Genomic DNA, 25,965 nt, shown 5'->3' on the forward strand with positions numbered 1-25,965 from the left:
ACCAACATGATTGAGCATAAGCAGCAACTGCAAGCATCTATCTTGGATCGACTGATTGATGATGAACCTAACTTTCAAGATGCGCCATCGCGTACACAAGGGATCACCATCAGTGAGTTGCGTAAAAATGTACGCAGAGATATTGAGGCATTATTGAATGCACGTATTCAATGGCATACGTGGCCTATTCAATATAGTGAACTGTCTACTTCATGCTTATCTTATGGTTTACCTGATTTTTCAAGCATGTCTGTGAGCTCGCATGAAGGGCGCGCATTACTATGCGAGACGGTCAGAGATACAATTTTAAAATTTGAACCTCGGTTTTTAGAAGTTGAGGTTTTTACAGATGAGGATGTGCCTATTAATAGAGTGCTAAATTTAAGAATTAACGCTCTTTTGTATGCAGATCCTGAACCTGAGTTTATTAGTTTTGATTCAGAAGTAGAGCCTATAAACCTAGGCATGAAAATTATTGAGGCGTCATTATGAACGATGAGTTATTAAAATATTATAATCGTGAATTAGCATTTGTACGCCACTTAGGTAAAGATTTTTCAGAAAAATATCCAAAAGTAGCGGGTCGTCTAAAACTGAGTGAAGACCATATTGAAGACCCGCATGTGTCTCGTTTAATTGAGTCTTTTGCTTTTCTTACAGCCAACATTAGACAAAAGTTAGACGATAGTTTCCCTGAATTAACGGACGCTTTATTAGGGCAAATGTTGCCAGATTACCAAGCGCCAATCCCTTCAATGTCGATAGTTAAGTTAGAAGCAGAAAACTTGTCTACCAGCGGTGTTGTTATTCCAAGAGCAACTGAAGTGGAAACGAACGTAGAGTCGATGAAGCAATGTAAGTTTCAAACGTGCTACAAAACTTATTTATGGCCAGTAGAAATTGCCCACGCTCAGTTTGATAATAGTCCATTTGTAGCACCTAAACCTCGCTGGCATGAACGAGCAAAATCAATCTTTAAACTTGAAGTGGTAGGCGAATATAAAGGTGTCTCACTGGCTGAAACAGGGCTTGAAAATTTAAGAGTTTTTATCAATGGTCAATGGCACCATACATTAAAAGTATACGAACTACTTTTTAAACACGCAATTGGCATTGCAATTGATAATGGTGAAGAAGGAATTAAGTATTTATCCAAAAATCAACTCAAAGCGGTTGGTTTTGAACAGGACGAAGCTGTGGTTCCTTACTCACAACGCTCATCTGCAGGCTATCGTCTTTTGGTTGAAAACTTTACTTTTCCTGAAAAATTTCGCTTTTTTGAAATCGAAGGCATAGCCTCTTCGTTACCAAAGAAGTCAAACAGCTGCGAAATTTATATTTACCTTGATACGGAGTCGAGTGAACTTGAAAAGCAAGTAGATAAAAACATGTTCTTGCTTGGTTGCACTCCAATTATTAATTTGTTCGAACAAGAGTTAGAGCCTATCCGTCCACAAATAAGTGAATATGAATATCAACTAGCGCCCCGTTATATGGATTCTGAAATATCTGAAGTTATTGCTATTTCAGAAGTTATTGCCTTTGATCATAAAGGTAATAAACAAATTGTCTCGCCCTTTTATGGACAAACACACCCCAAATACCATGGTCATGATGATTTGTTTTGGCATATTCGTCGAGAAACGGCCTCGTGGGCAGGAGGGTATGTCGAGTCCGGCACAGAAACCTTTATGTCGTTAGTTGATGCTACTTTTGAAAATAGTGCTTTGGAGTATGGAGAAGGCAATTCTGTTTTAACAGTAAGAGCAAAATGCAGTAATAGAAATTTACCTGCCAGTATGCCATTTGGCGATGATGAGTTAGGTTTATTGATGCCTGAACGTGGCGATGTTATTAAAAAAATTCGCTGTTTAACACCTTTTACTCATTCTGTACGGCCCATTTTAGCAGATGCAACCCGATGGCAATTAGTTAATCATTTAACTTTAGATACCTTCAGCGGTGATGACGCATGTAGCAAACTAAAAGAAATTCTTCGTCTTTATGATTTTAGGGCCACACCACAAAGCAAAGGAATGATTGATAATATCTATCGAGTCAAGATAGAGGCTTCGACAGCACGAGTTGTACAGCAGGGTCGTGTGAGTTTTGCTACGGGTAGCGAAATTGAAATTACATTTGCCAATGATGATTACTCTGGCAGTGGTATGTTTTTCTTTGCCGCAATTTTAGATCATTTTTTCGCTCAGTTCGCTGCAATTAATAGCTATACACGCCTTAGTTTGAGGCTAAAAGAGCAAGAACAAATTTATTATCAATGGCCTGCTCGTGTGGGAGAGACACCACTTTTATGATCAAGCACCTAATTTCACAAGCAGCCCAAACTGATTTTTATAAAGCGGTTTTTATAGTTGAAAACCAACTTAAAAAAAGAGGTTTAGAACATCGCCATGTGGGTTTCGATAGTAGCCCTAAGCTTGAGCTCATAAAGTTCACGGCCATGCAAAAGTTTGGTTATCCAGGAAATGCAATTACCAAGCTTGAAGAAATTGGCTTTGAAGATGGCTTACATAAAGTGCATATGCAAGTCTCGTTTATGGGTTTAACCGGTTGTTCTGGCGCGTTACCTCAGTTTTATAGTGAGTTGGTAATGCAGCGTTTACGCTATAAAGATACCACGATGCGTGATTTTTATGACATGTTTAATCACCGTTTAGTCTCTTTGTATTACCGTGCATGGAAAAAATATAAGCCGTCGCTTAATCATACCAACAGTGCTCGAAAGAAAGATCCCTATACACAAATTTTAGGCTTGTTGAGTGGTGGTTATAATGAGCATCAACTTTATTTTGCCGGTTTGTATAGTCGAAAAATTAGAAACGTATTTGATTTGAAGAATATTTTAGCATCATATTTAGATTGCCAAGTCACCATTAAGCAAATGGTTGGCCAATGGCACAATTTAGATGCGCAAGAGCAAACGTGTTTAGCGAGTCAAGCGCTATATGAAGGCCAACATGCTCGCTTAGGCATAGATACAATGCTGGGTAAAAAAGTATGGGATACATCGTCGAACATTGAAGTAAATATTGCTACAGATGATCCACAGAAGGCCAAATTATTACTACCAAATGGAACGTTATTCAAATTAGCTAACAAAATTATTAAAGATTATGTGGGTAATGCCATTAATTTTCGTTTAGTCATTGAGTCGCACTTTGCAAGCTTAGGTTCTGTATCGCTAGCACAGAGTAATTGCAAGCTTGGAGCGAATAGTTTCTTAGCGGTAGCGCATGAAAAATTAAAATCAAACCCTACTAAGTTATCGTTTAAGGGATAATTAAAATTAAAAGGAACAGAGTATGTCTTCGATGACACTAAATAAATTAGTTGAAAAACTGAGTCCCGATTGCAGAAAAAGCCTTGAAGCGGCTGTTGCAATTTGTAATAGCCGTAGCCATTTTACGGTTGAACTTGAGCATTGGTTACTAGCCATGGTCGAGCAACAGCTTGATGATGTTAGGCTTATTTTTGGTTCATTTGATATCGATATAGAGCAAGTGAAGCAGGATTTAAATCAGTCGTTGGAATCTTTCAAAACAGGGAGTCAGTCTTCGCCTAGTTTATCTGTGCATGTAACTAGTTTATTAAGACAATCATGGTTAAGCACCAGTATTGAGTTTACCGATCAGCAAATTCGCAGTGCATACGTTATTTATACACTAACGAAAGACGACACTTTATCTAGTTTAGTTACTCGCTGTAGTAAGCTATTTAATAAAATTGATCCAGGCCAGCTATTACATGCTTGGCCTGAAATAGTGGCGCAATCACAGGAGCGAAATTACGCAGCCCAAAATGCGACAGCTGCGCAAGCAAATATGAATTCTAAGACACCAAACCTTGAACAGTTTACAGTTGATCTCACAGCACAAGCACGCGAAGGTAAAATAGATCCTATTTTAGGGCGTGATTTTGAAATTAGACAAATGATCGACATTTTAACTCGACGGCGTCAAAACAACCCGATTTTAACCGGTGAAGCTGGGGTTGGTAAAACAGCTGTTGTGGAAGGTTTAGCACTTAGAATTGCGCAAAAAGATGTACCAGCTGTGCTGCAAAATGTAATAATTCATAGCTTGGACTTGGCGCTCTTACAAGCCGGTGCAGGTATGAAAGGTGAGTTTGAGAATCGCTTAAAATCATTAATCAACGAAGTTAAGAACTCAGCTGATCCCGTTATCTTATTTATCGATGAAGCACATACAATGATCGGTAGTGGTGGACAAGCAGGCCAAAACGACGCTGCGAATTTATTAAAACCAGCACTAGCACGTGGTGAATTACGTACAATTGCTGCAACCACCTGGGCAGAATATAAAAAGTTTTTTGAAAAAGACGCCGCACTGGCCCGCCGTTTTCAGGTTGTTAAAGTAGAAGAGCCAACCCCGGAAAAAGCAGTTGCGATGTTACGAGGTTTAGTTCCTGTGATGGAGCGCCATCATAAAGTATTTATTTCCGAGCAGGCGCTGGAAAGTGCTGTTCATCTTTCGCATCGATATATCACCGCACGACAACTACCAGATAAAGCCGTTGCACTTTTGGATACGGCTTGCGCCCGCGTTGCCATGAGCCAAGCATCTACACCTAACACGATAGAACAGTTAGTAAATCGTCTGAGTGTGATTGAAACGCAAATTAAAATGTTAAATCGTGAGCAAAAAACGGGCTTAGATCATTCGCAGCAGTTAGATGATTTAAAAGCCGAGCTTATTAGTATTGACCAGCAATTACAGCCGCTCAATGAACAATTTAAACTCGAGAAAGAAATTGTTTCAGAGTTAAATCAGGCGCTTGAACTTGTTAACACACAAGAGCAAGAAGCCTCTCAAGAAATGCTTGAGTCACTAAAGCTCAGTAAAGAAAAGCTCGCCACGTTTGAGCAAAATATGGTGCACTGGCAGGTAAGTGAAGAGCTTATTGCACAAGTGATTTCAGACTGGACGGGTATCCCAGTTGGTAAAATGCATGAAGATGAAATTCACGGTATTTTAAACTTAGCGTCACACATGAAACAGCGTGTGGTTGGTCAAGATCATGCGCTTGAACTTATGGCTAAAGTAGTGCAAACATCACGAGCTCAGCTTGCCGATGAAAGTCGTCCTAATGGGATATTTATGCTTGCCGGCCCAAGTGGGGTAGGTAAAACAGAGACGGCTTTATCACTAGCGCAGGAAGTATATGGTAGTGAAGAAAATGTCACCGTGATCAATATGTCTGAATTTAAAGAAGAGCATAAAGTTTCATTATTATTAGGCTCGCCTCCTGGGTATGTTGGCTATGGTGAGGGGGGAATTTTAACTGAAGCAGTGAGAAGAAAACCTTATAGTGTGGTGCTGTTAGACGAAATGGAAAAAGCCCACCCTAGTGTGCAAGATATCTTCTATCAAGTGTTTGATAAAGGTACTATCAAAGATGGCGAAGGCCGTGATATTGATTTTAAGAACACCATTATCATTATGACCTCAAATGTGGGCACAGATACCATCATGAGCCTATTTGAAGACGAAGAAAGTAAGCCAAGTATAAAAGGATTATCAAAGGCTCTACAAGATGATTTACTTACTGCTTTCAAACCTGCATTTTTAGGCCGTATTAATGTAATTCCTTATATTCCATTAAGTGATGAGATCCTTACTGAAATTGCAGCGATTCAATTGACTAAAATAATCAAGCGAGTAGATAAAAATTATAATGCTGAGTTGACTTATAATGATGATGTTATTGATTATATTGTTGAAAACTGCCAAAATGCAGGGTCAGGCGCTAGAAATATTCATACAATATTACAAAATAAAGTGTTGCCAATGCTTTCAGAAGTACTACTTTTCAGTATGATAGAAAATACCGAAATACATAATATATTACTGAAAGTTAAAGATAATGAATTTGAGCTTAATGTTAATTAAAAATAATTTAATAAATAATGGGTAATAAGGTTGTTTATTAAATTTTATGGCATTATAATTTTGGTGCCTTAAAGCACTACATGGAATTTTGAGACATTGTCTTCGTCTAAGGAAAAGGATTTTTAGGGCCTTTTCATTGCAGTATTAGAGATAATGATTTCAAAGGAAGTTTTGGGAAACCAAAGAAAAGAATCCAAGCTAAATGGATAACATTGTTTAATAAAAAGGAGCATTATCAAATGCAAGCAAATACATATTTAAAGTACGGTTCAATCAAAGGCGAAACAACAGCGGAGTCTTTTAAAGATTTAATTACAGTATTATCTTTAGATTGGAACGTAAGTCGTGAAATTAGTGCCGCGACTGGTACAGCGATGGACCGTGAGTCAAGCTCTACTCGTCTTGGTGACGTAACAATTACTAAACTTCAAGATAAAGCATCTCCGGATCTTTTCAAAGAAGCAACAATTGGTAAAGGTCTTCCAGCTATTTTCCATATCACTAAGCAAGGTGATAAAGTTGAAGAAATCATGAAAATCGAACTTACAGATGCAATGATTTCTAGTTATTCAGTATCGGTACAAAACGATCGTCCGATCGAAACAATCACTATCAGCTATACAGAAATGATGATGACTGTTACTCCTACTGACGACAAAAATAACATTACTGCTCCACTTGTATATGGTTACAGCGGTGTTAAAGGTCAACAAATGTAATATTTGTTGTCTAATAATGGCTCTGGGCTTTGCTCAGAGCTTTTTTTGATCTTTAGGATGGGAAAAGCAAGGAATGCAAAAAGCTACACAAGATAAAAACGTAATTCAAATAAGCACCCCTGCTGGTAAAGATACCCTTTATTTAACTCGTTTTGTTGCCCAAGAGGCAATGTCTGACTTATTTGTAATGTCAGCTAACATGTACACAGTTGGCAAGCAAATAGCGCATGAAGACTTAGTCGGTAAACCCGTATCTATTAAAGTAAGAAATGCAGATGGTGGTGGTGAGCGTTATTATCACGGTATTGTTAGTCATCTTGTGTCGAACGGCAGCCGTACAGCTGATGTTGACGAACAAAAAAATTATATCGATTATCAGGCTACGATTGTTCCATTTGCAGCTTCAATGCGAAATCGTAAGAACAGCCGTATCTATCAAAAGAAAACAGTTCAAGATATTTTTGCTGATTTATTTGGTCAGCATAATGTCGCCTTTTCAGATAAAACCAGCAAAACTTACCCAAAATACGAATACTGTGTTCAGTATCAAGAATCTGATTTTGATTTTATTCAGCGCTTACTGCAGCAAGAAGGCATTTTTTATTTTTTCGAGCATAGTAATAGTGCACACACACTTGTTTTAGCTGATGATATTACTGCTTATGAAGTCTGTGATGAAAGTAAAGTTGTGTATTCAACAGGCCACTTAAGCGCATCGCATATTTCACGTTGGCAAGGAGGCTTAAGCCTTGCGCCTGGTAGTTTTAAGCGTGTTGGTTATGATTTTAAACAACCATCGAGATACCCCGATGGTGAGCAAGCTAATCCAGAGTTACCAACCCAATCAGTCTCTGAAGTGTTCGAATATACAGGTGAAGCAGAGTGTCACCCTCGGGCTGCAAATTTAGCTTCAGTGCAATTAGAGTCGCTACAACGCGATATGAAACTCTCAAGTGGCCGCAGCGATTGTCGCTCTTTTACTGTTGGTAAATTATTTAGTTTTAAAAAGCACGAAGATCCGAGATTAGAAGGTAAAACATTCGTTATTACCTCGATGATGACATCAATCACAGTGCCAAATCAGTCCGGTGCACTGCAGGCAAGTGCAGAAGAAGTGTATTCAAACCATTTTGAATGTGTACCAAAAGAAATTCCATACAGAGCACAAGTTAATAAGAAAAAGCCTGTAATAAATGGGGTGCAGACTGCAATTGTTACTGGCGATAGCGCTGATGAAATCATGATTGACCAGTATGGTCGTGTGAAAGTACAATTTGATTGGGATCGCGAAGGTAAAAAAGATTCCAAAAGTTCATGTTGGATCCGTGTTGCCCAAAACTGGGCTGGCAAGAAGTGGGGCGCATTTTTCTTCCCCCGTGTAGGGCAAGAAGTGTTGGTTGATTTTATAAATGGCGACCCTGATCAGCCAATAATAAGTGGCGCTATTTATAATGCGGATTTAATGCCTCCTTATGCGCTACCCGCTGAGAAAACACAAAGTGGTATTAAAACACGTTCAACCAAAGAAGGCGGTGCCGATAACTTTAACGAACTGCGTTTTGAAGACAAAAAGGGCAGTGAGCTTGTTTATATACAGGCGGAAAAAGATAAACAGCTGTACGTTAAAAACGACCAAAATGACAAAACGGATAACGATCATAATGTTGAAATTGGTAATGACAATAAGGTGCTTATTGGTAATGACCGAACAGTAGACGTTGGCAATAACGATACCTTAAATGTAAAAACTAATCGTGTTAGTGATATTGGTGATAACGATACACTCAAAGTTGGCAAAACATTAAATATTGAAGCGGGCGATGAAATTGTTATAAAAACCGGTTCTGCGCAAATAAAAATGAGCAGCAGCGGTAATATTACAATCGAAGGCACCAATATAGATATTAAAGGCAGTAATATCAAAGTTGATGGCAGTGCTATTACATTGTCTGCTGGCATGATTAAGTTAAATTAGTGAAAATATGGAAATAATCCACGGCTTTAAATCAGGAGTTAGAAGCGGAATAAGCAATAATGGGCATGTTGTATATTGCCGCTATGGTCTACCTCATTTAATTTGTTTACCAATAAATAGACCGGATGATCCACTGCTTAACCCTGCGTTAAGTCATTTAAAAGCATTAAATGGTTATTACGCAAAGCAGTTTTTTGTTAATTTACATCCAGCTTTAAATGGTGCTGATATAGTATCTGTTTTATATCAGTATGTAATGCAAAGTTCGGTTGCACTTGCTGATTATAATCAAGCTGAGTTAATAGAGCTGTTATCTATTTTAACTTCACAAAGTAAACTGTTAATTATTCCTTTATTTGAATAACACAGTACTGTAAATGCGAATAATGCTGTTGTATAAGTATTAATAAGACAAGGAGTCATAATGGGTAAGCCCGCCGCTACAATTGGTCACATGCACGTTTGTCCTAAAACTACAGGAACAGTTCCTCATGTTGGGGGTCCTGTGGTTGCTGGCTCTGGCAACGTCTTAATTGGTGGTATGCCAGCTGCGCGTAAAGGCGATATGTTGGTATGTATTGGCCCTCCGGATAGTATTAAATCAGGATCAGGAAGCGTTAAAATTAATGGCAAGCCAGCAGCTAGAATGGGCGATGATAGCTCACATGGTGGAAAAATTGTTATTGGTAATCCTACTGTATTGATCGGTGGCTGATTTTGTTATCTATCTATTTAAGTGATCATCAAGCGCAGCTTATGAAAATTAGCAATGCACAGCGCTGCCCGTTTACTTCTGTAGGTTATGTTAAAACACAACAACAGCGGCTATTAGAGTCATGTTGGCTAACAGCTAAAAAAAAGCAAGTTGTGCAACGATTTACTCAGCCAAATTTAGAGCAACTCGTTTCGTTATTGAATGATGATATAAGCCCAGATCTAATCTCACAAGCATGTATCGAGATCATGGCTAATTTACCACAAAATATTAACCTAGCTTTTATTAATAATTTGCTTAAAGAGCCTGGCTTACAAAGTGTTGCAAAGTTAGTTGTACGTAAGGTGTTATTACAGCAGCATAGCTCTAATTTAATCGCATTAATTGACTTACAAACCTTATATTTTGCTTTTTCGATAAGTAAAAATCCAGCAGATCAAGCCCTTGTTGAAAGTGAGTTGACGGTCTTTGTAGATAGTCAAGCGGATTTAAAAGACATAGTCACTGGTTTTAATTTTTTGTGCCAAAGTGAGCTTGTTAACTCCCCGTTAATGTCACTTTTTTTATTGTCTTTATCTTGGGAGCAGGTGAATGCGATTGGCAACTATGCGAGTCGTAATTTGGCTACAGAAGGTGTACTGCAAGTATTGTTACAAAGTGGCTTTGTTAAATTACTGCCACTTGTAAATGCATCACTCAATAAAATAGAAAACCCGAGTAGTTTAATTGCCCTAATGAGAAGAATGTTAGGTGATAAGCTTGATCTGCTCGTTGATTTTGAAACGCAAATAAGAGCGTGCCAGGGTGAGCAGCAAGCATGTGCTGATTTTAAACAGCAGCTACAACTAAACTGGCCAAAATATGAGGAACAGTTTGCGTCTTTGCGGTTAATTGCGGGTAATGCCATGACCGCTAAGCTCAATGCAATCGAAATATCAGCAATGGATTGCTATAGCCAAGCGGTGTTTAATTTACATCGTTACTATCAACATTTAGCTGCTAAAAAGTTAACTGCAGGTGTACCGGTATGAAAGCTTTTAGCATAGCGATTGAGTCGTTATCGAGTTTGTCTACACACGATATTGATGAGTTGATCTACGGTGAAGCTACGCCGGTTACTGAGCATCCCGGTTGGCAATCTTGGGATGCGTGTTTGTATGATTGCATAATAAAATCTAAAGAATTATTTGCAAAGGTTGAAGACTCACAAGCGCCATTAGTTTGGTTATTACCAGCGCTTGCTTATCAAGATGAGCTTAAGCAACTTTTAGCAAATAGTTTAAAGCAGCTCTATCCTGCACATGTAAGCCATACATTATTTTATGGTGCAGCTGGTGCAAGTACATTAATAGCATTAGCGCAAAAAAATGCTTGGCATAAAGTAAACGTAATAGCATTAGATGCAACGTTTAAAGCAAACAAGCAAGGAGAGTTCAGCTATCAAGGTGTGGCTGGAATACTGGCTGTGGTTACAGCTAAAAAAGCAGGATGGGTGCAAACAAGCCATTATCTAGCGCCTTCAATTGATTTTATTAAACACGATCAATTATCTGGCATGTTTGTTAAAACAGCACAAACTGCACAGCAAGCAATCGAGGTTATTTTTGCCCCAGGAAATGGCATCGAACCTGAAAGTGATGTGTGGTTAAACAATTTACAATTACTTAATCAAGTAATAAATGAACATACACATTATGAATTACCTAATTATAAATTAGGTAAAATGGGTGCCTTAGAAGGAATTGTCAATTTATATCAGTTGACCTCAAGCCCCGCTATTGTTGAGCACTACACGCATGCGTTAGTGATTTCACAAGAACAAGCAAAATATCAAGCTACGGCATCATACTTATGGATAAGTGAGGAAGTACAAAACAATGCAAAGTAATACAGTTGTTTTACAAGGAGCAAGTTACCCTATTTGTTTTGTTGCAGGCAAAGGCTCTGCTTTGCCTGGTTACTTTAGTGTTGCTGCTAACACCCAAGATAGTGCAAAAGCGCAAATTGCACAAATTGGCGGTACATTAACTACTGATGTAGCAAAGCGTCTTGATCTTATAAACCTATTAAATAGTGCGGGTGTAAACTGCCCACGTAGCGCATCCGCACGTGAAACAGCAAGTATGCTAAGTAATGCGTTGATTGCAGGTAGTGTGAGTTGTTTTCACCAAAAAGCCAAAACCGCAATTCAGGTCAGTGATAATACCAATAGTAGTGCTGCTAAAAAGCCTGCCCAAAAAGGAACTACTAAAGCCTCAGGTAAAAGTGCCTCCCAAGCGCCGGCTAAAAACAGTGGCGGTGCAAGTAATAATACCCCAAGTGAAGAACCTATCACCAAGCAAGAATGCCGTTCTGATCCGGTTTCTATGCTTTCGGGTGAAGAAATACTACCGCTTATTGATTTCACCTTAGCAGGCAGTAAACAATTGATTTGGCGACGCCTATACCGTTCATCGCATGCTGATGTATGTAGTGTAATGGGTAATGGTTGGCGACATGACTTTATGGTGCAGTTAACTGAGCACTATTTACCGCCACCTAAAGTAGGTCCAAAGCAAAAAGGCACCTACTGGTTAGAATACCAAGATGAGCATGGCGCTAAACACCGTTTTGAAAAAGTAAAACCGGGGCAATCAAGTTATCAATTAAGCAGTAATTTAGCGCTGCATTACCAAACAAATGGTAAGCAAGTATTGGTAACGCCAGATGATCAGCATCTTACGTTTAAAGCCGGCGAAAACTCATGGTTGCTCGAAAAAGTTATTAATGAAAAAGGCCAAAGTATTGGTTTTTATTACGATGCGAAAGAGCGCTTGCATCGCGTTGAGGTAAATAAAGCGCGTGGCTGTATTTTAAAATATAACCCGCAAGGGTTGCTGGCAAACATTTCGGCTTACCGTACAGATGATAACAACAAGCCAGTATTACTTACGCCGTTACTTGCGCAATATGATTATGATGAAAACAAAAACCTCGTTCGCGCGACCAATCAGCAAGGTGAAACAGAGCATTATGGCTATAACGCCGCTAACTTATTAACTAAGCGTACTCGTGCCAGTGGTTTTAGCCATCATTTTGAATGGGACAGTTACTCATCGAGTGCTAAATGTATAAAACAATGGGGCGATAACAACACCTATACATATCAGTTTGAATATAATTTAGACGCTGGTGAAACAACCTGTATAGACTCGCGTGGGCATAAAGAACACTTTGTACATAATGCGCAAGGTAAGTTAGTTAAGCACACCGACCCTAATGGTAATGTGTGGCAATACGGCTATAACGCACAAGGTCAAAAAATAACGGAAATAAAGCCAGATAGTAGTGAAATAAAATACAGTTATACCCCTTATGGCCAGTTAGAATCAATAACGCAGCCAGATGGCAGTGTCACAAAATTTGCTTACAACCAATTGGGTCAGCGTGTATTAACCACCTTGCCTGATGGCCAAACCATTACCCGAAAATACAGCGTAGCGGGTTTACTGCAAAGTGAAACCTTTGGGGACGGTCGCACCGTACTTTACAGCTATGACAAATTTGGCCAGCTAACCCAACACATAAATAAAGATGGTCAAGTCACTAAATTTGTATGGAACGAGCAAGGCGAGCTTTTAGCCAAACACCATAACGATGAGCTTATTCGTTATAGCTACGACAGTTTAGGCCGTGTAAATGCCACCATTAATAACGCAGGTTTGCTGACTCAATATAAATACAATGAGCACGGCCAGCTTGCGCAAACTATTGCCTTTGACGAAAAAGACCCCGAGAACAAACAGCATCAACATTTTAGTTACGATGATGCAGGGCGGTTAATTAGCTCGCAAAACAGTAAGGGCGATACCACCGAGCAACACTTTGAAGGGCTAAGCCAGCCACATTGTGTTATTCAGCCCGATGGCAGTGCACTGCATTTAACTTACGATAAAGAGCGCAACCTAACTGCCATTGAGCGCAGCGACGGCCATATATACCGCATAAGTTATGACGCAAACGAAAACCCAACGCAAGTAACTGGGTTTGACGGTACGCTACAGCAATATAAATACGATGCTTGCAACCGCCTAACCTCGGTTACACAAAGTGATAAACGCCATGTAAAAATAGAGCGTGATAAATTAGGCCGCGTGATTGCGCAGCATGCAAGTTTAGCAACCGATACTCACATCGTTAATAATGCCAATTACTACAACTATAACCTGCAAGGTAAAATTACCCGTGCGCATAATGCACAATCAACCTTAAAGCAGCAGTTTGATAAAGGCGGGCGGTTACTGCGTGCTGAGCAAGTACATAATCAGCAACAAGCGCATACCCTAAAATACAGTTACGATGACTACGGCAGAAGGCAGTCACTGACCTTGCCAGATTTAAGTACGCTTAAATATAGCTACAATAAATTTGGTCAATTGAGTGGCATTCACTTACAGCAAGCCAATAGCACGGCTGTTGAACTTGCAGCGCTTAGCTACGACAGTCAAGGTAATATCCAAACGCAAAAGTTTGGTAATGACGTAACCCTTACTCAACAGTTTGATGTATTTAACCGCTTAACACAGCAGCAGTTAACTCATCCTGCGCAAGCACTATTTGATACCTGTACGTACAATTACGACAGCGTAAACCAGCTGATTGCGCGTAAAGAGGAAGGGGTTAGTAGCCATAACATTAATTTTGAGTACAACAGCCTTGGCCAGTTAATTCAGCAAAATCTTGCCAGTGGTGAGAACACAAAAACTACCCAATACCAGTGGGATAGTTTTGGTAACCCAGTTAGCCAATCAAAAATTCAAAATAACGAGTTAGCCGAACAACAAACTACTCAGCACAATGATGATAGCGATGCCATCAATAAGGTTGAAAGCAGTCAGTCAGAAAGCACACGTAATGTAATTCATAGTGAGTACAGTGATTCAAGTACAGCAACCGCAGCCAGTGAGCTAAGCGAAGACGATGGAGTTATTAAAGGCTCTACAGACGCAGACCGTTTAACCCACTTTGGCGATAGCGACTTTCATTATGATGAGTTTGGTAACCAAATCCGCGAAACCGGTAAAGGCATAAAAACCCGCCGCGAATACAACGCGTTTAATCAGTTAAGCTGCTTTAACAACAACGGCACGCTTACTCAATACGATTACGACCCACTTGGGCGTCGTATCGGCAAGCACACCGAGCAGGGCAAAATTGACTACATTTGGGATAACGACCAGTTAATTGGCGAATACCAACACGGCGAATATACTTGGTATATCAACCTACCAAATCAATTTCACCCAGTGGCATTGATTAAAAAAGGCGAGGTGTACTACTACCACCTAGACCAACTGAATACTCCACGCTTTGTTACCAATAACAAAGCAGAAGTCGTATGGGAAAACCAAGCCGATGTGTATGGTTATGAAGAGTCAGAGGTAAGCACTACAAACAGCTTCACTCAGCCAATTCGTTTTCAAGGGCAGTATTTAGATGAAGAGAGCGGCCTGCATTACAACCGTTATCGCTACTACAGCCCAAAACAACAGCGATTTATAAATCAAGATCCGATTGGTTTAGTGGGTGGGATAAACCATTATCAATATGCACCGAACCCGGTGAATTGGGTAGACCCGTTTGGGTTGAGTTGTAAGGAGGGCGAGCAAGAAGAAACGTCTATTGCTGATACTATTAAGCAACGTAAACTCGTGGCTTTTGAGTTTTATAAATCGCAAGGCTTTAAGGAAGAAGATATTCCATCACATCTTACAGGAATTGATTTTGCTCACCCGGTAGAAAAAGTCATGATTGAGAGCGGTCAAGTCTTCTATCAGTTTCAATCACCCGGAGCACCACAAGGAAATTATTATTCAGATGATCCCAATATCACGCCAACTCAATTAGGCATAAGCCCTATGGGTACAAATAGAGCATTAAATAGTATAGAGCCTAAAATTAAAGGTGTTTATATTGCCCAAGAAGATACACCAGCCCTTAGAAGTAGAGCAAAAGCGGTTGATGACTTCTGGTCTGTTCGGGGGGAATCATATCCAACAGAAGGTGGTGGAACACAATATTTTACTGCTAATAAATTAGCTTTTAAAAAGAAGAGATAACTTAAATGAGCCGCTTGGAAACAATAGAAGAGGGTATATCTTTAACTGAAAAAAGGTTAAAAAACATTCCTGATTTTGATATTTATAAAAGCATTTTAAAACAACTACACTATTTACAGATGATATTGAACGGTTCTGAACCTGATCGAAGTAAATTGGAGAAAATAATTTTAGGGCATTTCGCAGTTCGTGAATTTGAAGAAAGTGACCCTGAATTTTCAGAAATATTAAAGAAGTGCCAAAATATCGCTTTTAAGTTAAGTATGGAGTAGTGAGAAAAGTTAGTAAGTTAGTACCTATTCCTGTCTCATTTGAAAAAATTAAAATACAGGATTACCCTAGTGAGGGTGAGGCTGACTATTCACACCTAGAGCCAGTTGTAGATTTTTTAATAGGGCATGGTAATAAGTCTGTTAATGAATATATTTGGGGCATCAATAGAACTGGTTATTTTTGCCATTTAGAGAAAGAGATAAATTTTGATGAGCTAAGGAGAGTATTTAGCTTTCCTGATAGTATAAAAATAGATGAGGAAAAGAATACAATTGATTGCTTTAATACTTATACATTAATAAAGACAGCTTAATCAAACAATCAATACTTTCATTTTAAATATAAGATAAAACGCTCTTTAAAAACATGAGAACCCAAGTGGTCAAATCTTGACTTCAGACATTAAAAGTAATGTGGACCAAAAATAACACAAACAGTCCTTATAAATTTATATTACCAATTTGCTCTTTAACAACATGGATGTTGTAAGGGCTTAGGTGTTTAGCCTAAGCCCTTACCTTAAAATACAGTTACGACGATTACGGCAGAAGGCAATCATTGACCTTGCCAGATTCAAGTAAGCTTAAATATAGCTACAATAAATTTGGTCAGCTAAGTGCTATTCACTTACAGCAAGCCAATAGCAATGCTGTTGAACTTGCAGCGCTTAGCTACGACAGCCAAGGCAAAATTCAAACGCAAAAGTTTGGTAATGCTGTAACCCTTACCCAACAATTTGACGTATTTAACTGCTTAACACAGCAGCAGTTAACCCATCCTGCGCAAGCACTATTTGATACCTGTAAGTACAATTACGACAGCGTAAATCAGTTGATTGCGCGTAAAGAGGAAGGCGTTAGTAGCCATAACATTAATTTTGAGTACAACAGCCTAGGCCAATTAATTCAGCAAAATCTAGTAAGTTCTGAGAACACAAAAACTACCCAATACCAGTGGGACAGTTTTGGTAACCCAGTTAGCCAATCAAAAATTCAGAATAACGAGTTATCCGAACAACAAGCTACTCAGCACAATGATAATAGCGATGCTAATGACGCCAGCAATAAGGTTGAAAGTAATCAGTCAGAAAACACAAATAACGTGCTTCACAGTGAGTATAGTGACTCAAAGTCAGCAACACTTTCCAGTGAGCTAAGCGAAGACGATGGGGTTATTACAGGCATCACTGATGCAGACCGTTTAACCCACTTTGGCGATAGCGACTTTCATTATGATGAATTTGGTAACCAAATACGCGAAACCGGCAAAGGCATAAAAACCCGCCGTGAATACAATGCATTTAATCAGCTAAGTTGCTTTAACAACAACGGCACGCTTACTCAATACGATTACGACCCACTCGGGCGTCGTATAGCTAAGCACACCGAGCAGGGCAAAATTGACTACATTTGGGATAACGACCAGTTAATTGGCGAATACCAACACGGTGAATATACCTGGTATATCAACCTGCCAAATCAATTTCACCCAGTCGCGCTGATTAAGCAAGGCGAGGTGTACTACTACCACCTAGACCAACTTAATACCCCGCGTTTTGTGACTAACCGCAAAGCAGAAGTGATATGGGAAAACCAAGCCGATGCGTATGGTTATGAAGAGTCAGAGGTAAGCACTACAAATAGCTTTACTCAGCCAATTCGTTTTCAAGGTCAGTATTTAGACGAGGAAAGTGGCCTGCATTACAATCGTTATCGTTACTACAGCCCCAAACAACAGCGTTTTATAAACCAAGATCCAATTGGCCTAGTGGGTGGCATAAACCATTATCAATATGCGCCAAACCCAGTTAACTGGGTGGATCCGTTTGGGTTGTTGTGTAAAGAAGGGCAGGCAAAAGTAGCTGCAGCTTTAACCACCGCGGTTAACAATGGTAATATTACGCAAGCATTGAGTGATAAAATTTTTGCTAACGCAATGCTACCATCAAATGAGTTTACGGCTGATGAAATAGTCGCCAATATACCTAATGCAGGTGAAACTATTAGTGAGCGCTTAGTTGCGGGTGGTAAGTTATCGGGTCATGTTGAAGAAAATGTAAATGACTATTATTACAATACGGGTTCGAATAGTTATAACCTACTTGAAAAGAATAGCAAAACAAAAGAAATTGAAGTTCCTGCTGTCGAAATTAATAAGAAAGATATATCTATTGCTGTAAGCGATAAGTTAAAAGCGTTGGAAAAAGAGCGTAAAGATGCTTTTGCTGAAAAGCAAGCTATTGACCCTAATGATGAAGAAGCATTAAATGCCGCGAGTCAAAAAATGCGCGATGTTAGTGAGAAAATTGGTGAAGAGTCTGCTCGTTTAGTGATGGCGAAAGATTATCCTGATTTTGAAGAGATTTCTAGCCAGTTACCAGGTGAGGGTAAGCAAGGGCAATTTGACCTAATCTATTATAACGAAAAGACGGGTGAAGTGATTACCGTTGAGGCAAAAGGTGGCGGCTCAATACTTGGCAGTCGCAAAGGGCTTGATGGAAGGCAAGTACAGCAAGGCACACCGGAATATCGCGATAGTATCATTGAAAATATGAAGAAACAAATAGAGAAGGCTGAGGACGATGACCGCTATGGCAATGATGAAGCGTTCACCGAGCAAGTTGATGATTTAGCTGAGACACTTGATAAGCTTGAAAAGGCTAAAAAAGATGAACGCATTTCATCGAAAAAAGTTAGCCAAAAACTACATAAAGATGGCTCGTTAGCCAAAACTAAAACCAGTGATTTTAGCAATATCTACACTGAAGCAGAGACGGAATAATACATGATAACAAGGCATTTTGAAGCAAAAAAAATTGAGCGTATAATTGATAGAATTAATAAATACGAAGAGTTACTACTCATAGGCATCAACACTATTAAAACTAAAAACTCTCAAGGTGTTTTAGGTGGCTCTATTCAAGATGCCATTAGTGCCTTTGGTGAGGCGGTGTTGGCTAAAGTGCCTCATCAACAAATTGTGCGCTACTTACAACATATTAAAGAGTTTGGTAGCGCTAATTTTGCATTTGCTTGCCGGCACGGTGAAACCTTTGATGTAACTATTAATAATGATACTTTTGCGTTAATAGGTGGCCCTGCGGGCGCTTATTTACACACCGACGTATGGGAAAAAGTATTTTATGCAGCGGTAACATTACGTGACAAAAAGGCGATAGAGCAACTTATTCAAGTACCTCAAAGTGTATTTGATAATGCAAACCTTAAAGCGGATGCGTTTGATACTGCGCTTATTAACTTAATGAAGGGTTTATTTGAGCCTGAAGCCAATATGGGGGACTTACTTGAGGCGGCATTAATTGCGGCCGACCCTAATGCGATAGCGTCTGGTCGGCGTAGTTATGTTCAAAATATTTTATTACCTTTGTTGCCCGTATACCGCTGTATATACACGGCCAACGCACAAGATGAATTTAATGAAGCCATGGTAGAGGCGTTAAAGGCTCATAAGAAATATTGGAAAAAGGATGAAAGAGAGCGACAAGGGTGGATATCACTCCCATTGATTGCTGCTGCTAGCCATGCTTATGATCTCAAAGGTTACCAGCTAACCGTTGAAACTGATTACATTCCTAGTTTTTTAGTGAAAAATGACTTTGACGTGACAGCGCCGTAAACCTCAATCAAATAATAACAAATAATCAAGACACCCACTTTAAATAGTGGGTGTTAATTTACTACTAATACATTGTAATTAAAAATACAACTTTAAAGAAAAGGATACTTCGATGGCAGTAATCAGAATAACTCAATCTGTTGGATTGGGCGGCGCTAACAATTTAAACGATGTAAAAGCCGTACAAACGGCGTTGAATAAATTACTAAAACTTATCCCGCCTACACAAGCTTTAATTGTGGATGGTCGGTTAAACCCTCGCCCTGAAAACTCTAAAACCGTAGCCGCTATAAAGTTATTTCAAAGTAAAGTATTAAACATGGTACGCCCAGAGGGAAGAATAGACCCAAATAGCCGTACGCATAAAAAAATTAATGAAAAGTTAGCTAGTGCCGCAGTGGTTGCCGTTGTACCACTATCTGGCAATTTAAAAACGAAACTAAAACAAAATATGATGAAATATGAAGGTAATGTTCCTCATATGTATTTAGATACAAAAGGGTATGTAACCGTTGGCGTAGGTCATTTATTAAAAGATGTTGAAGCTGCAAAAAAAGTTCCTTTCACCGTTCGGGATACGGGAGTTGTTGCAACAACGAAGCAAATTGAAGATGAATTTAAACTAATTAAATCAAAACCTTTTGGGAGTCAAGCCGCTGTTTTTTATAAGCCTTTCACTAAATTGGTAACTACAGAGGCTGTAAGGGAAGCACAAGTTGAACAGCATATCAGAATATTTGAAAGTGAACTTAAACGGATATATGGTGTATCAGAATTTTCAAGTTACCCTAACGATGTAAAATTAGCGCTATTTGATATGATTTTTAATTTAGGTATGCCTGAACTTAAAGACGAGTTCCCAAATTTTAATAAACATATGAAAGTTCGTGATTTCAAACAAGCAGCCATTGAATCAAATAGAAAAGATGTATCAACTGAACGCAATACTTATGTGCGTAACCTATTCAAGAGTGCAAGATGATAAAAAAAATTATTTTACTAGTATGTATTAGTATCTCTAGCACTGCATGTGCAAATATAAAAGAAAATAAAATAGCTCCAACATATAGTTTAGATAATAAAACTAACGGATATTTTATGGAACCGGAAGTCTTAGAGACGCCGGAGCAAGTTAATGCTTTATATAGTAAAAGCTGGTTTTATTCCTATGAAGTTGTTATAGACAGTAAGCCAGCTATTAACGTTGATAGTTGTAAAGTTTTATCTAAAGCATTGCAAGAGGGCTATAAATCATCAGATTATAAAGAGCAGGTCGCGTTACTAGCTACTAATAAAATATGTACTACGTGGGTTGCTATGGGGAAGTTAAAGCCTTCAAAAGAAAGCTTTTTAGACTCATTTAAACACGATGCAGCATTGGCAAACAAAATGCCGCCTGAGTTGTCTTTAATTATTTCAAATGATGACGAGCGCCGCTTAGTAAAAGCGAGTAGCTGGGAAGAAATGAGCCATATCCAAAAAGTGGAACTTGTAAATGATGACCAAGCTATTTATTACGACAACAGTGGTGGTATTCAAAGGTTAACGATAATGGCTAAGGGTGATTATAACCAAGATGGTATTGAGGATATGGTTCTACATATGGCAAATGCAGTTGAACGCGGAAGTTATTCATCTTCGTATAGCTATATCGTGACACGGTTAACCGCCGATGCGCCATATACCCTCATCAAGCAATTTTAATTTTATGGCTTAGTAATAAACATATTAGCATGAAGAAAACACTAACTATAAAAGTGGGTGTTTTAATTTACGCTTAAATAGATTTATACATGCTATGTAAAATCATAATATTGTCTTATGAAACCTGCGGGGGTGGATATAAAAAAACAATAATGACACCCATCCTCAAAACATGGATGAAAAAGCTCTTTAATAACATGGATGTTTTAAAGACTTAAGCGATTTTGCTTAAGTCTTTTAAGGCTATGACAGCCAAGGCAATATTCACACGCAAAAGTTTGGTAATGATGTAACCCTTACCCAACAATTTGATGTATTTAACCGCTTAACACAGCAGCAGTTAACCCATCCTGCGCAAGCACTATTTGATACCTGTACGTACAATTACGACAGCATCAACCAGTTGATTGCGCGTAAAGAGCAAGGCGTTAGTAGTCATAACATTAATTTTGAGTACAACAGCCTAGGTCAGTTAATTCAGCAAAATCGAGCCAGTGGTGAGAACACAAAAACTACCCAATACCAGTGGGATAGTTTTGGTAACCCAGTTAGCCAATCAAAAATTCAAAATAACGATTTAACAGAGCAGCAAACGACGCAGCCAAGTTATGATAGCGATGCTAGTGACGCCAGCAATAAGGTTGAAAGTAATCAGTCAGAAAACACAAATAACGTGCTTCACAGTGAGTATAGTGACTCAAAGTCAGCAACACTTTCCAGTGACCTAAGCAAAGACGATGGGGTTATTAAAGGCTCTACAGACGCTGACCGGTTAATTCACTTTGGCGACAGCGACTTTCATTATGATGAATTTGGTAACCAAATACGCGAAACCGGCAAAGGCATAAAAACCCGCCGTGAATACAACGCATTTAATCAGCTAAGTTGCTTTAACAATAACGGCACGCTTACCCAATACGATTACGACCCACTCGGGCGCCGTATTGCCAAGCATACCGAGCAGGGCAAAATTGACTACATTTGGGATAACGACCAGCTAATTGGCGAATACCAATACGGTGAATATACCTGGTACATTAACTTGCCAAATCAATTTCACCCAGTCGCACTGATTAAACAAGACGAGGTGTATTACTACCACCTAGACCAACTTAACACTCCACGTTTTGTTACTAATAACAAAGCAGAAGTGGTATGGGAAAACCAGGCCGATGTATATGGTTATGAAGAGTCAGAGGTAAGCACTACAAATAGCTTTACTCAGCCAATTCGTTTTCAAGGGCAGTATTTAGACGAGGAAAGTGGCCTGCATTACAACCGTTATCGCTACTACAGCCCCAAACAACAGCGCTTTATAAATCAAGACCCGATTGGTTTAGTGGGTGGCATAAACCACTATCAATATGCACCGAACCCGGTTAATTGGGTGGATCCAATGGGGTTGAGTTGTAAGGAAGGAAAGCCCAATTTTTATGTTGGTCCAGCTGGACCTGAATCAACCTTACCTTCCACGGCATACCGTCATATGGACTCAAGCTTTGCAGACTTAACTATAGAAAAAATGTCAGCCCCTTTAAGTTATTTTGGATTTACACTATTCGATGAAGCTGAAAAAGCTCGAGATGCTTTTCAAATTTTTTATGAAGAAGGAAACGCTAATTCTTGGAGTGATGCTAGATTAAGGGGTAAGTTTGATACTTTGCAGTTATACGATAGTAGTGGTAAGCCTAATGTTAAAGTGCCAATGGAAGATGGTGGTAATGGTTCGAATCCCGAACCATTTACTAGGTATTACCCTGAGTTTGGGGCTGGCGGGGAGCGACAATTAGTCCCAAGAGAAAAGGTTATTGTAAAATTTGATGAAGTTGAATTAATACCGGAAAAAAAATATGACTGAAGAAGAATTTAAAACAAAAGCACGTTATTTAGTAGAAAAGTATATTAAAGATTCATCTTTATCTCATGAATTAAAGAAAGTTATCGATGAACAAGGATCTTCCGCCGCAAAAAGTATTTTGCACAAATTAAGAATATATGGGGATGGGGTTGAGACTGAAGATAGCAGTGTTATAAAAGAAATTGCTTTTAATTTTGCTTAATTGCAAACCTTACGGAGTGCGGTGTATATCTGTGATTCCGCACCCAATTAAAAATATTACTGTAAAAACAAAATAGACACCAACTTTAAGACATAAGATAAACAGCTCTTTAATAACATGGAAAATTTAAATCCTTGGCAATTTGCTTAAGCTTTTACTGATGACTAACAGCAATATAAATACGATGCCTGTAATCGGTTAACCTCGGTTACATTATGATGAGTTTGGTAACCAAATACGCGAAACCGGTAAAGGCATAAAAACCCGCCGTGAATACAACGCGTTTAATCAGCTAAGTTGCTTTAATAACAACGGCACGCTTACTCAATACGACTACGACCCACTCGGACGTCGTATTGCCAAGCACACCGAGCAGGGCAAAATTGATTACATTTGGGATAACGACCAGTTAATCGGCGAATACCAACACGGTGAATATACCTGGTATATCAACCTACCAAATCAATTTCACCCAGTAGCGCTAATTAAACAAGGCGAGGTGTACTACTATCACCTAGACCAACTGAATACCCCACGCTTTGTAACCAATAATAAAGCAGAAGTAGTATGGGAAAACCAAGCGGATGTGTATGGTTATGAAGAATCAGAGATAAGCAATACAAATAGCTTTACTCAGCCAATTCGCTTTCAAGGGCAGTATTTAGATGAAGAGAGCGGCCTACATTACAACCGCTATCGCTACTTAATGGAAGATGGCATGATGAAAGTGGTAAATTTGTTACTTACAGTTGGCCTCCAAGTGATGGCTTTGCGGCTTATAATGGTGATGTTTTAAGAAAAGTGATAATGATGATTCCCGGTCAAAAAATTGATCGCTATGGTGGTTGGGTTGATGAAACAGGCTTTCGCGATAGAGGGAATTATTTTTCTGATGTTGGTGTTCCTTTTGAAAATAGAGCGCTACCACCTGAAACATTAGATTCTGCTTATCATCAATATGAGGTTTTAGAAGCTTTTGAAGTTGAAGCTGGGCCAATAGCTCCTTGGTTTGGTGAGCCAGGCGGAGCAACTCAGTACTTTGCTCCGAAGTCTGAAGGAGGAACTGATGGGTTAATTGCTTCAGGGAAAATAAAAAGGATTACAAAGGTATAAAATGAATATTAAAAGAAGAAATTACATTAAATTTGAACCAAATCAGAGTAAAGGTTACCCATCAGGTAGGAAAATCTTTTATGAGTGCCTTCTTTGTGGGGAAATAATCGAATCAATGCCTGACTATTTTGCAGAATGTAAATGCCAAAACATTACGGTGGATGCCAGCGGAGGGAGATTATCAATAACCGATCATAACAATTTTAAAATATTTAAAGAGAGGTAATAAAAAATATACTAGGCACATATGTTAAATATTAGATAAAACGCTCTTTAACAATACGGATATTTTCAAGGATTAAGTGGTTTACTTAGGCTTTTTTAAGGCACGCTACAGCAGTATAAATACGATGCTTGCAACCGCTTAACGTCGGTCACACAAAGCGATAAACGCCATGTAAAAATAGAGCGTGATAAATTAGGCCGTGTTACTGAGCAGCATGCCAGTTTGGCAACCGATGCACATATCGTCAATAACGCCAACTACTACAGTTATACGCTACAAGGTAAAATAGCCCGTGCCCATAATGCGCATTCCACCTTAAAACAGCAGTTTGATAAAAAATAACAGTGACACCCATTCTAATTTTTGCAGTTTGGCGAACTAAGTACTAGGCTTTTATCAGTGTGAAAAATAAGCAGGGTGTCTTATGGCAATCGCAAGAAAGCGTCAAGTAAGTTTGGTTGATACAAAGTACTACCACTGTATATCACGTTGCGTACGCCGTGCATTTTTGTGCGGTGAAGACCATTTTACGGGTCAATCTTATGAACATCGACGAGGCTGGGTTGAGGATAAGCTGCTTGATTTAGCTAAGATATTTTGTATTGACGTGTGTGCTTATGCTGTTATGAGTAACCACACGCACTTAGTGTTGTATGTTGATGATAAAAAAGCAAATAGACTGAATGATAAAGCAATTATTATTCGCTGGCATAAACTGTGTAAAGGCACGTTACTCACGCAAAAATACATACAAGGTGAAAAGCTAAGTAAAGCCGAACTTATCTTTTTTAATCAAACAGTAAAGGAATACCGCGAGCGTTTATCAAGTATTAGCTGGTTTATGCGGGTGTTAAATGAAGACATTGCGCGCAGGGCAAATAAAGAAGATAACTGCACTGGCAGGTTTTGGGAGGGACGATTTAGTTCGCAAGCGTTATTAGATGAAGCCGCATTGGCAGCCTGCATGGCGTATGTGGACTTAAACCCAATCAGAGCGAAAATGGCAAAGACACCAGAAGAATCAGACCATACCAGTGCTCAAGTACGGCTAATATGCGCAAAAGAAGGCAAGCAGCCAAAACAATTACTCCGCTTTGCAGGTATGTCACGTCAAATCATGCCAAAAGGGCTGCCGTTTGAGCTCAAGTCGTATCTTGAATTAGTTGAATTAACAGGGAGAATAATACGAAAGGATAAACGCGGTCATATTGATAACACCCAACTTCCTTTACTGGAAAGACTCAATATTTCCTCTGAAAACTGGTTAAAACTCACCACACAATTTACACGCGTATTTCACGGGGCAGTAGGCAGGCCGACCTCACAAGCAAGTTATTGTGAAAACTTAAGCAGAAAACGGCGAGCTAATATAAGTAATTGTGAAAAGCTATTAGCATAAACCTTAAATTACTCAGTAGAAAAGTTAAAACTGCATCATGCAGTCATTTTCATGCGTGTAATTTGGGTTTAAGAGTGATGATTGCTGATTTACTGGATGAAATAAAAGTAACGTAGT

At 39.0% G+C, this 25,965-nt stretch carries 23 protein-coding genes; all 23 read left to right on the top strand.

What is annotated here, in order from left to right; translation table 11 throughout:
* Positions 1-6: 6 nt before the first annotated feature.
* Complete coding sequence (gene tssE / locus HHO47_RS15200) at positions 7-492, top strand: type VI secretion system baseplate subunit TssE (protein ID WP_169021066.1); 486 nt, start codon at positions 7-9, stop codon at positions 490-492.
* Complete coding sequence (gene tssF / locus HHO47_RS15205; RefSeq protein ID WP_169021067.1) at positions 489-2,315, top strand: type VI secretion system baseplate subunit TssF; 1,827 nt, start codon at positions 489-491, stop codon at positions 2,313-2,315. Before tssE ends, tssF begins: the two co-directional genes overlap by 4 nt.
* Positions 2,312-3,301 (top strand): type VI secretion system baseplate subunit TssG, encoded by a 990-nt coding sequence (tssG, locus tag HHO47_RS15210; protein WP_169021068.1) that lies wholly within the window; start codon positions 2,312-2,314, stop codon positions 3,299-3,301. The genes tssF and tssG overlap by 4 nt, the downstream gene beginning before the upstream one ends.
* A 22-nt stretch (positions 3,302-3,323) precedes the next feature.
* Positions 3,324-5,930 (top strand): type VI secretion system ATPase TssH, encoded by a 2,607-nt coding sequence (tssH, locus tag HHO47_RS15215; protein ID WP_169021069.1) that lies wholly within the window; start codon positions 3,324-3,326, stop codon positions 5,928-5,930.
* Positions 5,931-6,169: 239 nt separating this feature from the next.
* Entirely contained in the window at positions 6,170-6,649 is a 480-nt protein-coding gene (locus HHO47_RS15220) for an Hcp family type VI secretion system effector (RefSeq protein WP_024032870.1), read from the top strand.
* Positions 6,650-6,722: 73 nt separating this feature from the next.
* Positions 6,723-8,624: a type VI secretion system Vgr family protein gene (locus HHO47_RS15225; protein WP_169021070.1), complete on the top strand. Its 1,902-nt coding sequence runs from the start codon at positions 6,723-6,725 to the stop codon at positions 8,622-8,624.
* A gap of 7 nt (positions 8,625-8,631) precedes the next feature.
* Positions 8,632-8,988, top strand: coding sequence for a hypothetical protein (locus HHO47_RS15230; RefSeq protein WP_169021071.1), 357 nt, complete (start codon positions 8,632-8,634; stop codon positions 8,986-8,988).
* Positions 8,989-9,048: 60 nt separating this feature from the next.
* Positions 9,049-9,339, top strand: coding sequence for a PAAR domain-containing protein (locus tag HHO47_RS15235; RefSeq protein ID WP_064664604.1), 291 nt, complete (start codon positions 9,049-9,051; stop codon positions 9,337-9,339).
* A 41-nt stretch (positions 9,340-9,380) separates the two neighbouring features.
* A complete protein-coding gene (locus HHO47_RS15240; RefSeq protein ID WP_248291024.1) occupies positions 9,381-10,370 on the top strand; it encodes a hypothetical protein in 990 nt (329 codons plus the stop codon).
* On the top strand, positions 10,367-11,227 hold the full coding sequence (locus HHO47_RS15245; RefSeq protein ID WP_169021073.1) for a hypothetical protein: 861 nt from the start codon (positions 10,367-10,369) through the stop codon (positions 11,225-11,227). The genes HHO47_RS15240 and HHO47_RS15245 overlap by 4 nt, the downstream gene beginning before the upstream one ends.
* Positions 11,217-15,437 (top strand): polymorphic toxin type 46 domain-containing protein, encoded by a 4,221-nt coding sequence (locus HHO47_RS15250; RefSeq protein WP_169021074.1) that lies wholly within the window; start codon positions 11,217-11,219, stop codon positions 15,435-15,437. The genes HHO47_RS15245 and HHO47_RS15250 overlap by 11 nt, the downstream gene beginning before the upstream one ends.
* A 5-nt stretch (positions 15,438-15,442) precedes the next feature.
* On the top strand, positions 15,443-15,709 hold the full coding sequence (locus HHO47_RS15255; protein ID WP_169021075.1) for an immunity protein Tsi6 family protein: 267 nt from the start codon (positions 15,443-15,445) through the stop codon (positions 15,707-15,709).
* The gene (locus tag HHO47_RS15260; RefSeq protein ID WP_169021076.1) at positions 15,709-16,023 is read left to right on the top strand and encodes a hypothetical protein; all 315 of its coding nucleotides are present in this window, start codon (positions 15,709-15,711) and stop codon (positions 16,021-16,023) included. Before HHO47_RS15255 ends, HHO47_RS15260 begins: the two co-directional genes overlap by 1 nt.
* A 245-nt stretch (positions 16,024-16,268) precedes the next feature.
* Positions 16,269-18,491: an RHS repeat-associated core domain-containing protein gene (locus HHO47_RS19600; protein WP_432651939.1), complete on the top strand. Its 2,223-nt coding sequence runs from the start codon at positions 16,269-16,271 to the stop codon at positions 18,489-18,491.
* A 3-nt stretch (positions 18,492-18,494) separates the two neighbouring features.
* Positions 18,495-19,346, top strand: coding sequence for an immunity 49 family protein (locus HHO47_RS15270; protein ID WP_169021077.1), 852 nt, complete (start codon positions 18,495-18,497; stop codon positions 19,344-19,346).
* A gap of 112 nt (positions 19,347-19,458) precedes the next feature.
* Complete coding sequence (locus tag HHO47_RS15275; protein ID WP_169021078.1) at positions 19,459-20,328, top strand: hypothetical protein; 870 nt, start codon at positions 19,459-19,461, stop codon at positions 20,326-20,328.
* A 116-nt stretch (positions 20,329-20,444) separates the two neighbouring features.
* A complete protein-coding gene (locus HHO47_RS15280; protein WP_169021079.1) occupies positions 20,445-21,050 on the top strand; it encodes a hypothetical protein in 606 nt (201 codons plus the stop codon).
* Between the two features lie 403 nt (positions 21,051-21,453).
* Positions 21,454-22,908: an RHS repeat domain-containing protein gene (locus tag HHO47_RS15285; protein WP_282435329.1), complete on the top strand. Its 1,455-nt coding sequence runs from the start codon at positions 21,454-21,456 to the stop codon at positions 22,906-22,908.
* Complete coding sequence (locus HHO47_RS15290; protein ID WP_169021080.1) at positions 22,901-23,110, top strand: hypothetical protein; 210 nt, start codon at positions 22,901-22,903, stop codon at positions 23,108-23,110. Before HHO47_RS15285 ends, HHO47_RS15290 begins: the two co-directional genes overlap by 8 nt.
* Positions 23,111-23,609: 499 nt before the next feature.
* Positions 23,610-23,906 (top strand): RHS repeat domain-containing protein, encoded by a 297-nt coding sequence (locus HHO47_RS19670; protein WP_348981667.1) that lies wholly within the window; start codon positions 23,610-23,612, stop codon positions 23,904-23,906.
* Positions 23,907-23,917: 11 nt separating this feature from the next.
* Complete coding sequence (locus tag HHO47_RS15300) at positions 23,918-24,223, top strand: TNT domain-containing protein (RefSeq protein WP_169021081.1); 306 nt, start codon at positions 23,918-23,920, stop codon at positions 24,221-24,223.
* 1 nt (position 24,224) lies between these two features.
* Entirely contained in the window at positions 24,225-24,449 is a 225-nt protein-coding gene (locus tag HHO47_RS19805; protein ID WP_432651940.1) for a DUF7695 domain-containing protein, read from the top strand.
* 424 nt (positions 24,450-24,873) lie between these two features.
* Positions 24,874-25,848, top strand: coding sequence for a transposase (locus HHO47_RS15310; RefSeq protein ID WP_169021082.1), 975 nt, complete (start codon positions 24,874-24,876; stop codon positions 25,846-25,848).
* Positions 25,849-25,965: the final 117 nt, after the last annotated feature.

The organism is Pseudoalteromonas arctica (genome assembly GCF_012927645.1).
In the GTDB taxonomy this organism is placed as follows: domain Bacteria; phylum Pseudomonadota; class Gammaproteobacteria; order Enterobacterales; family Alteromonadaceae; genus Pseudoalteromonas; species Pseudoalteromonas arctica_A.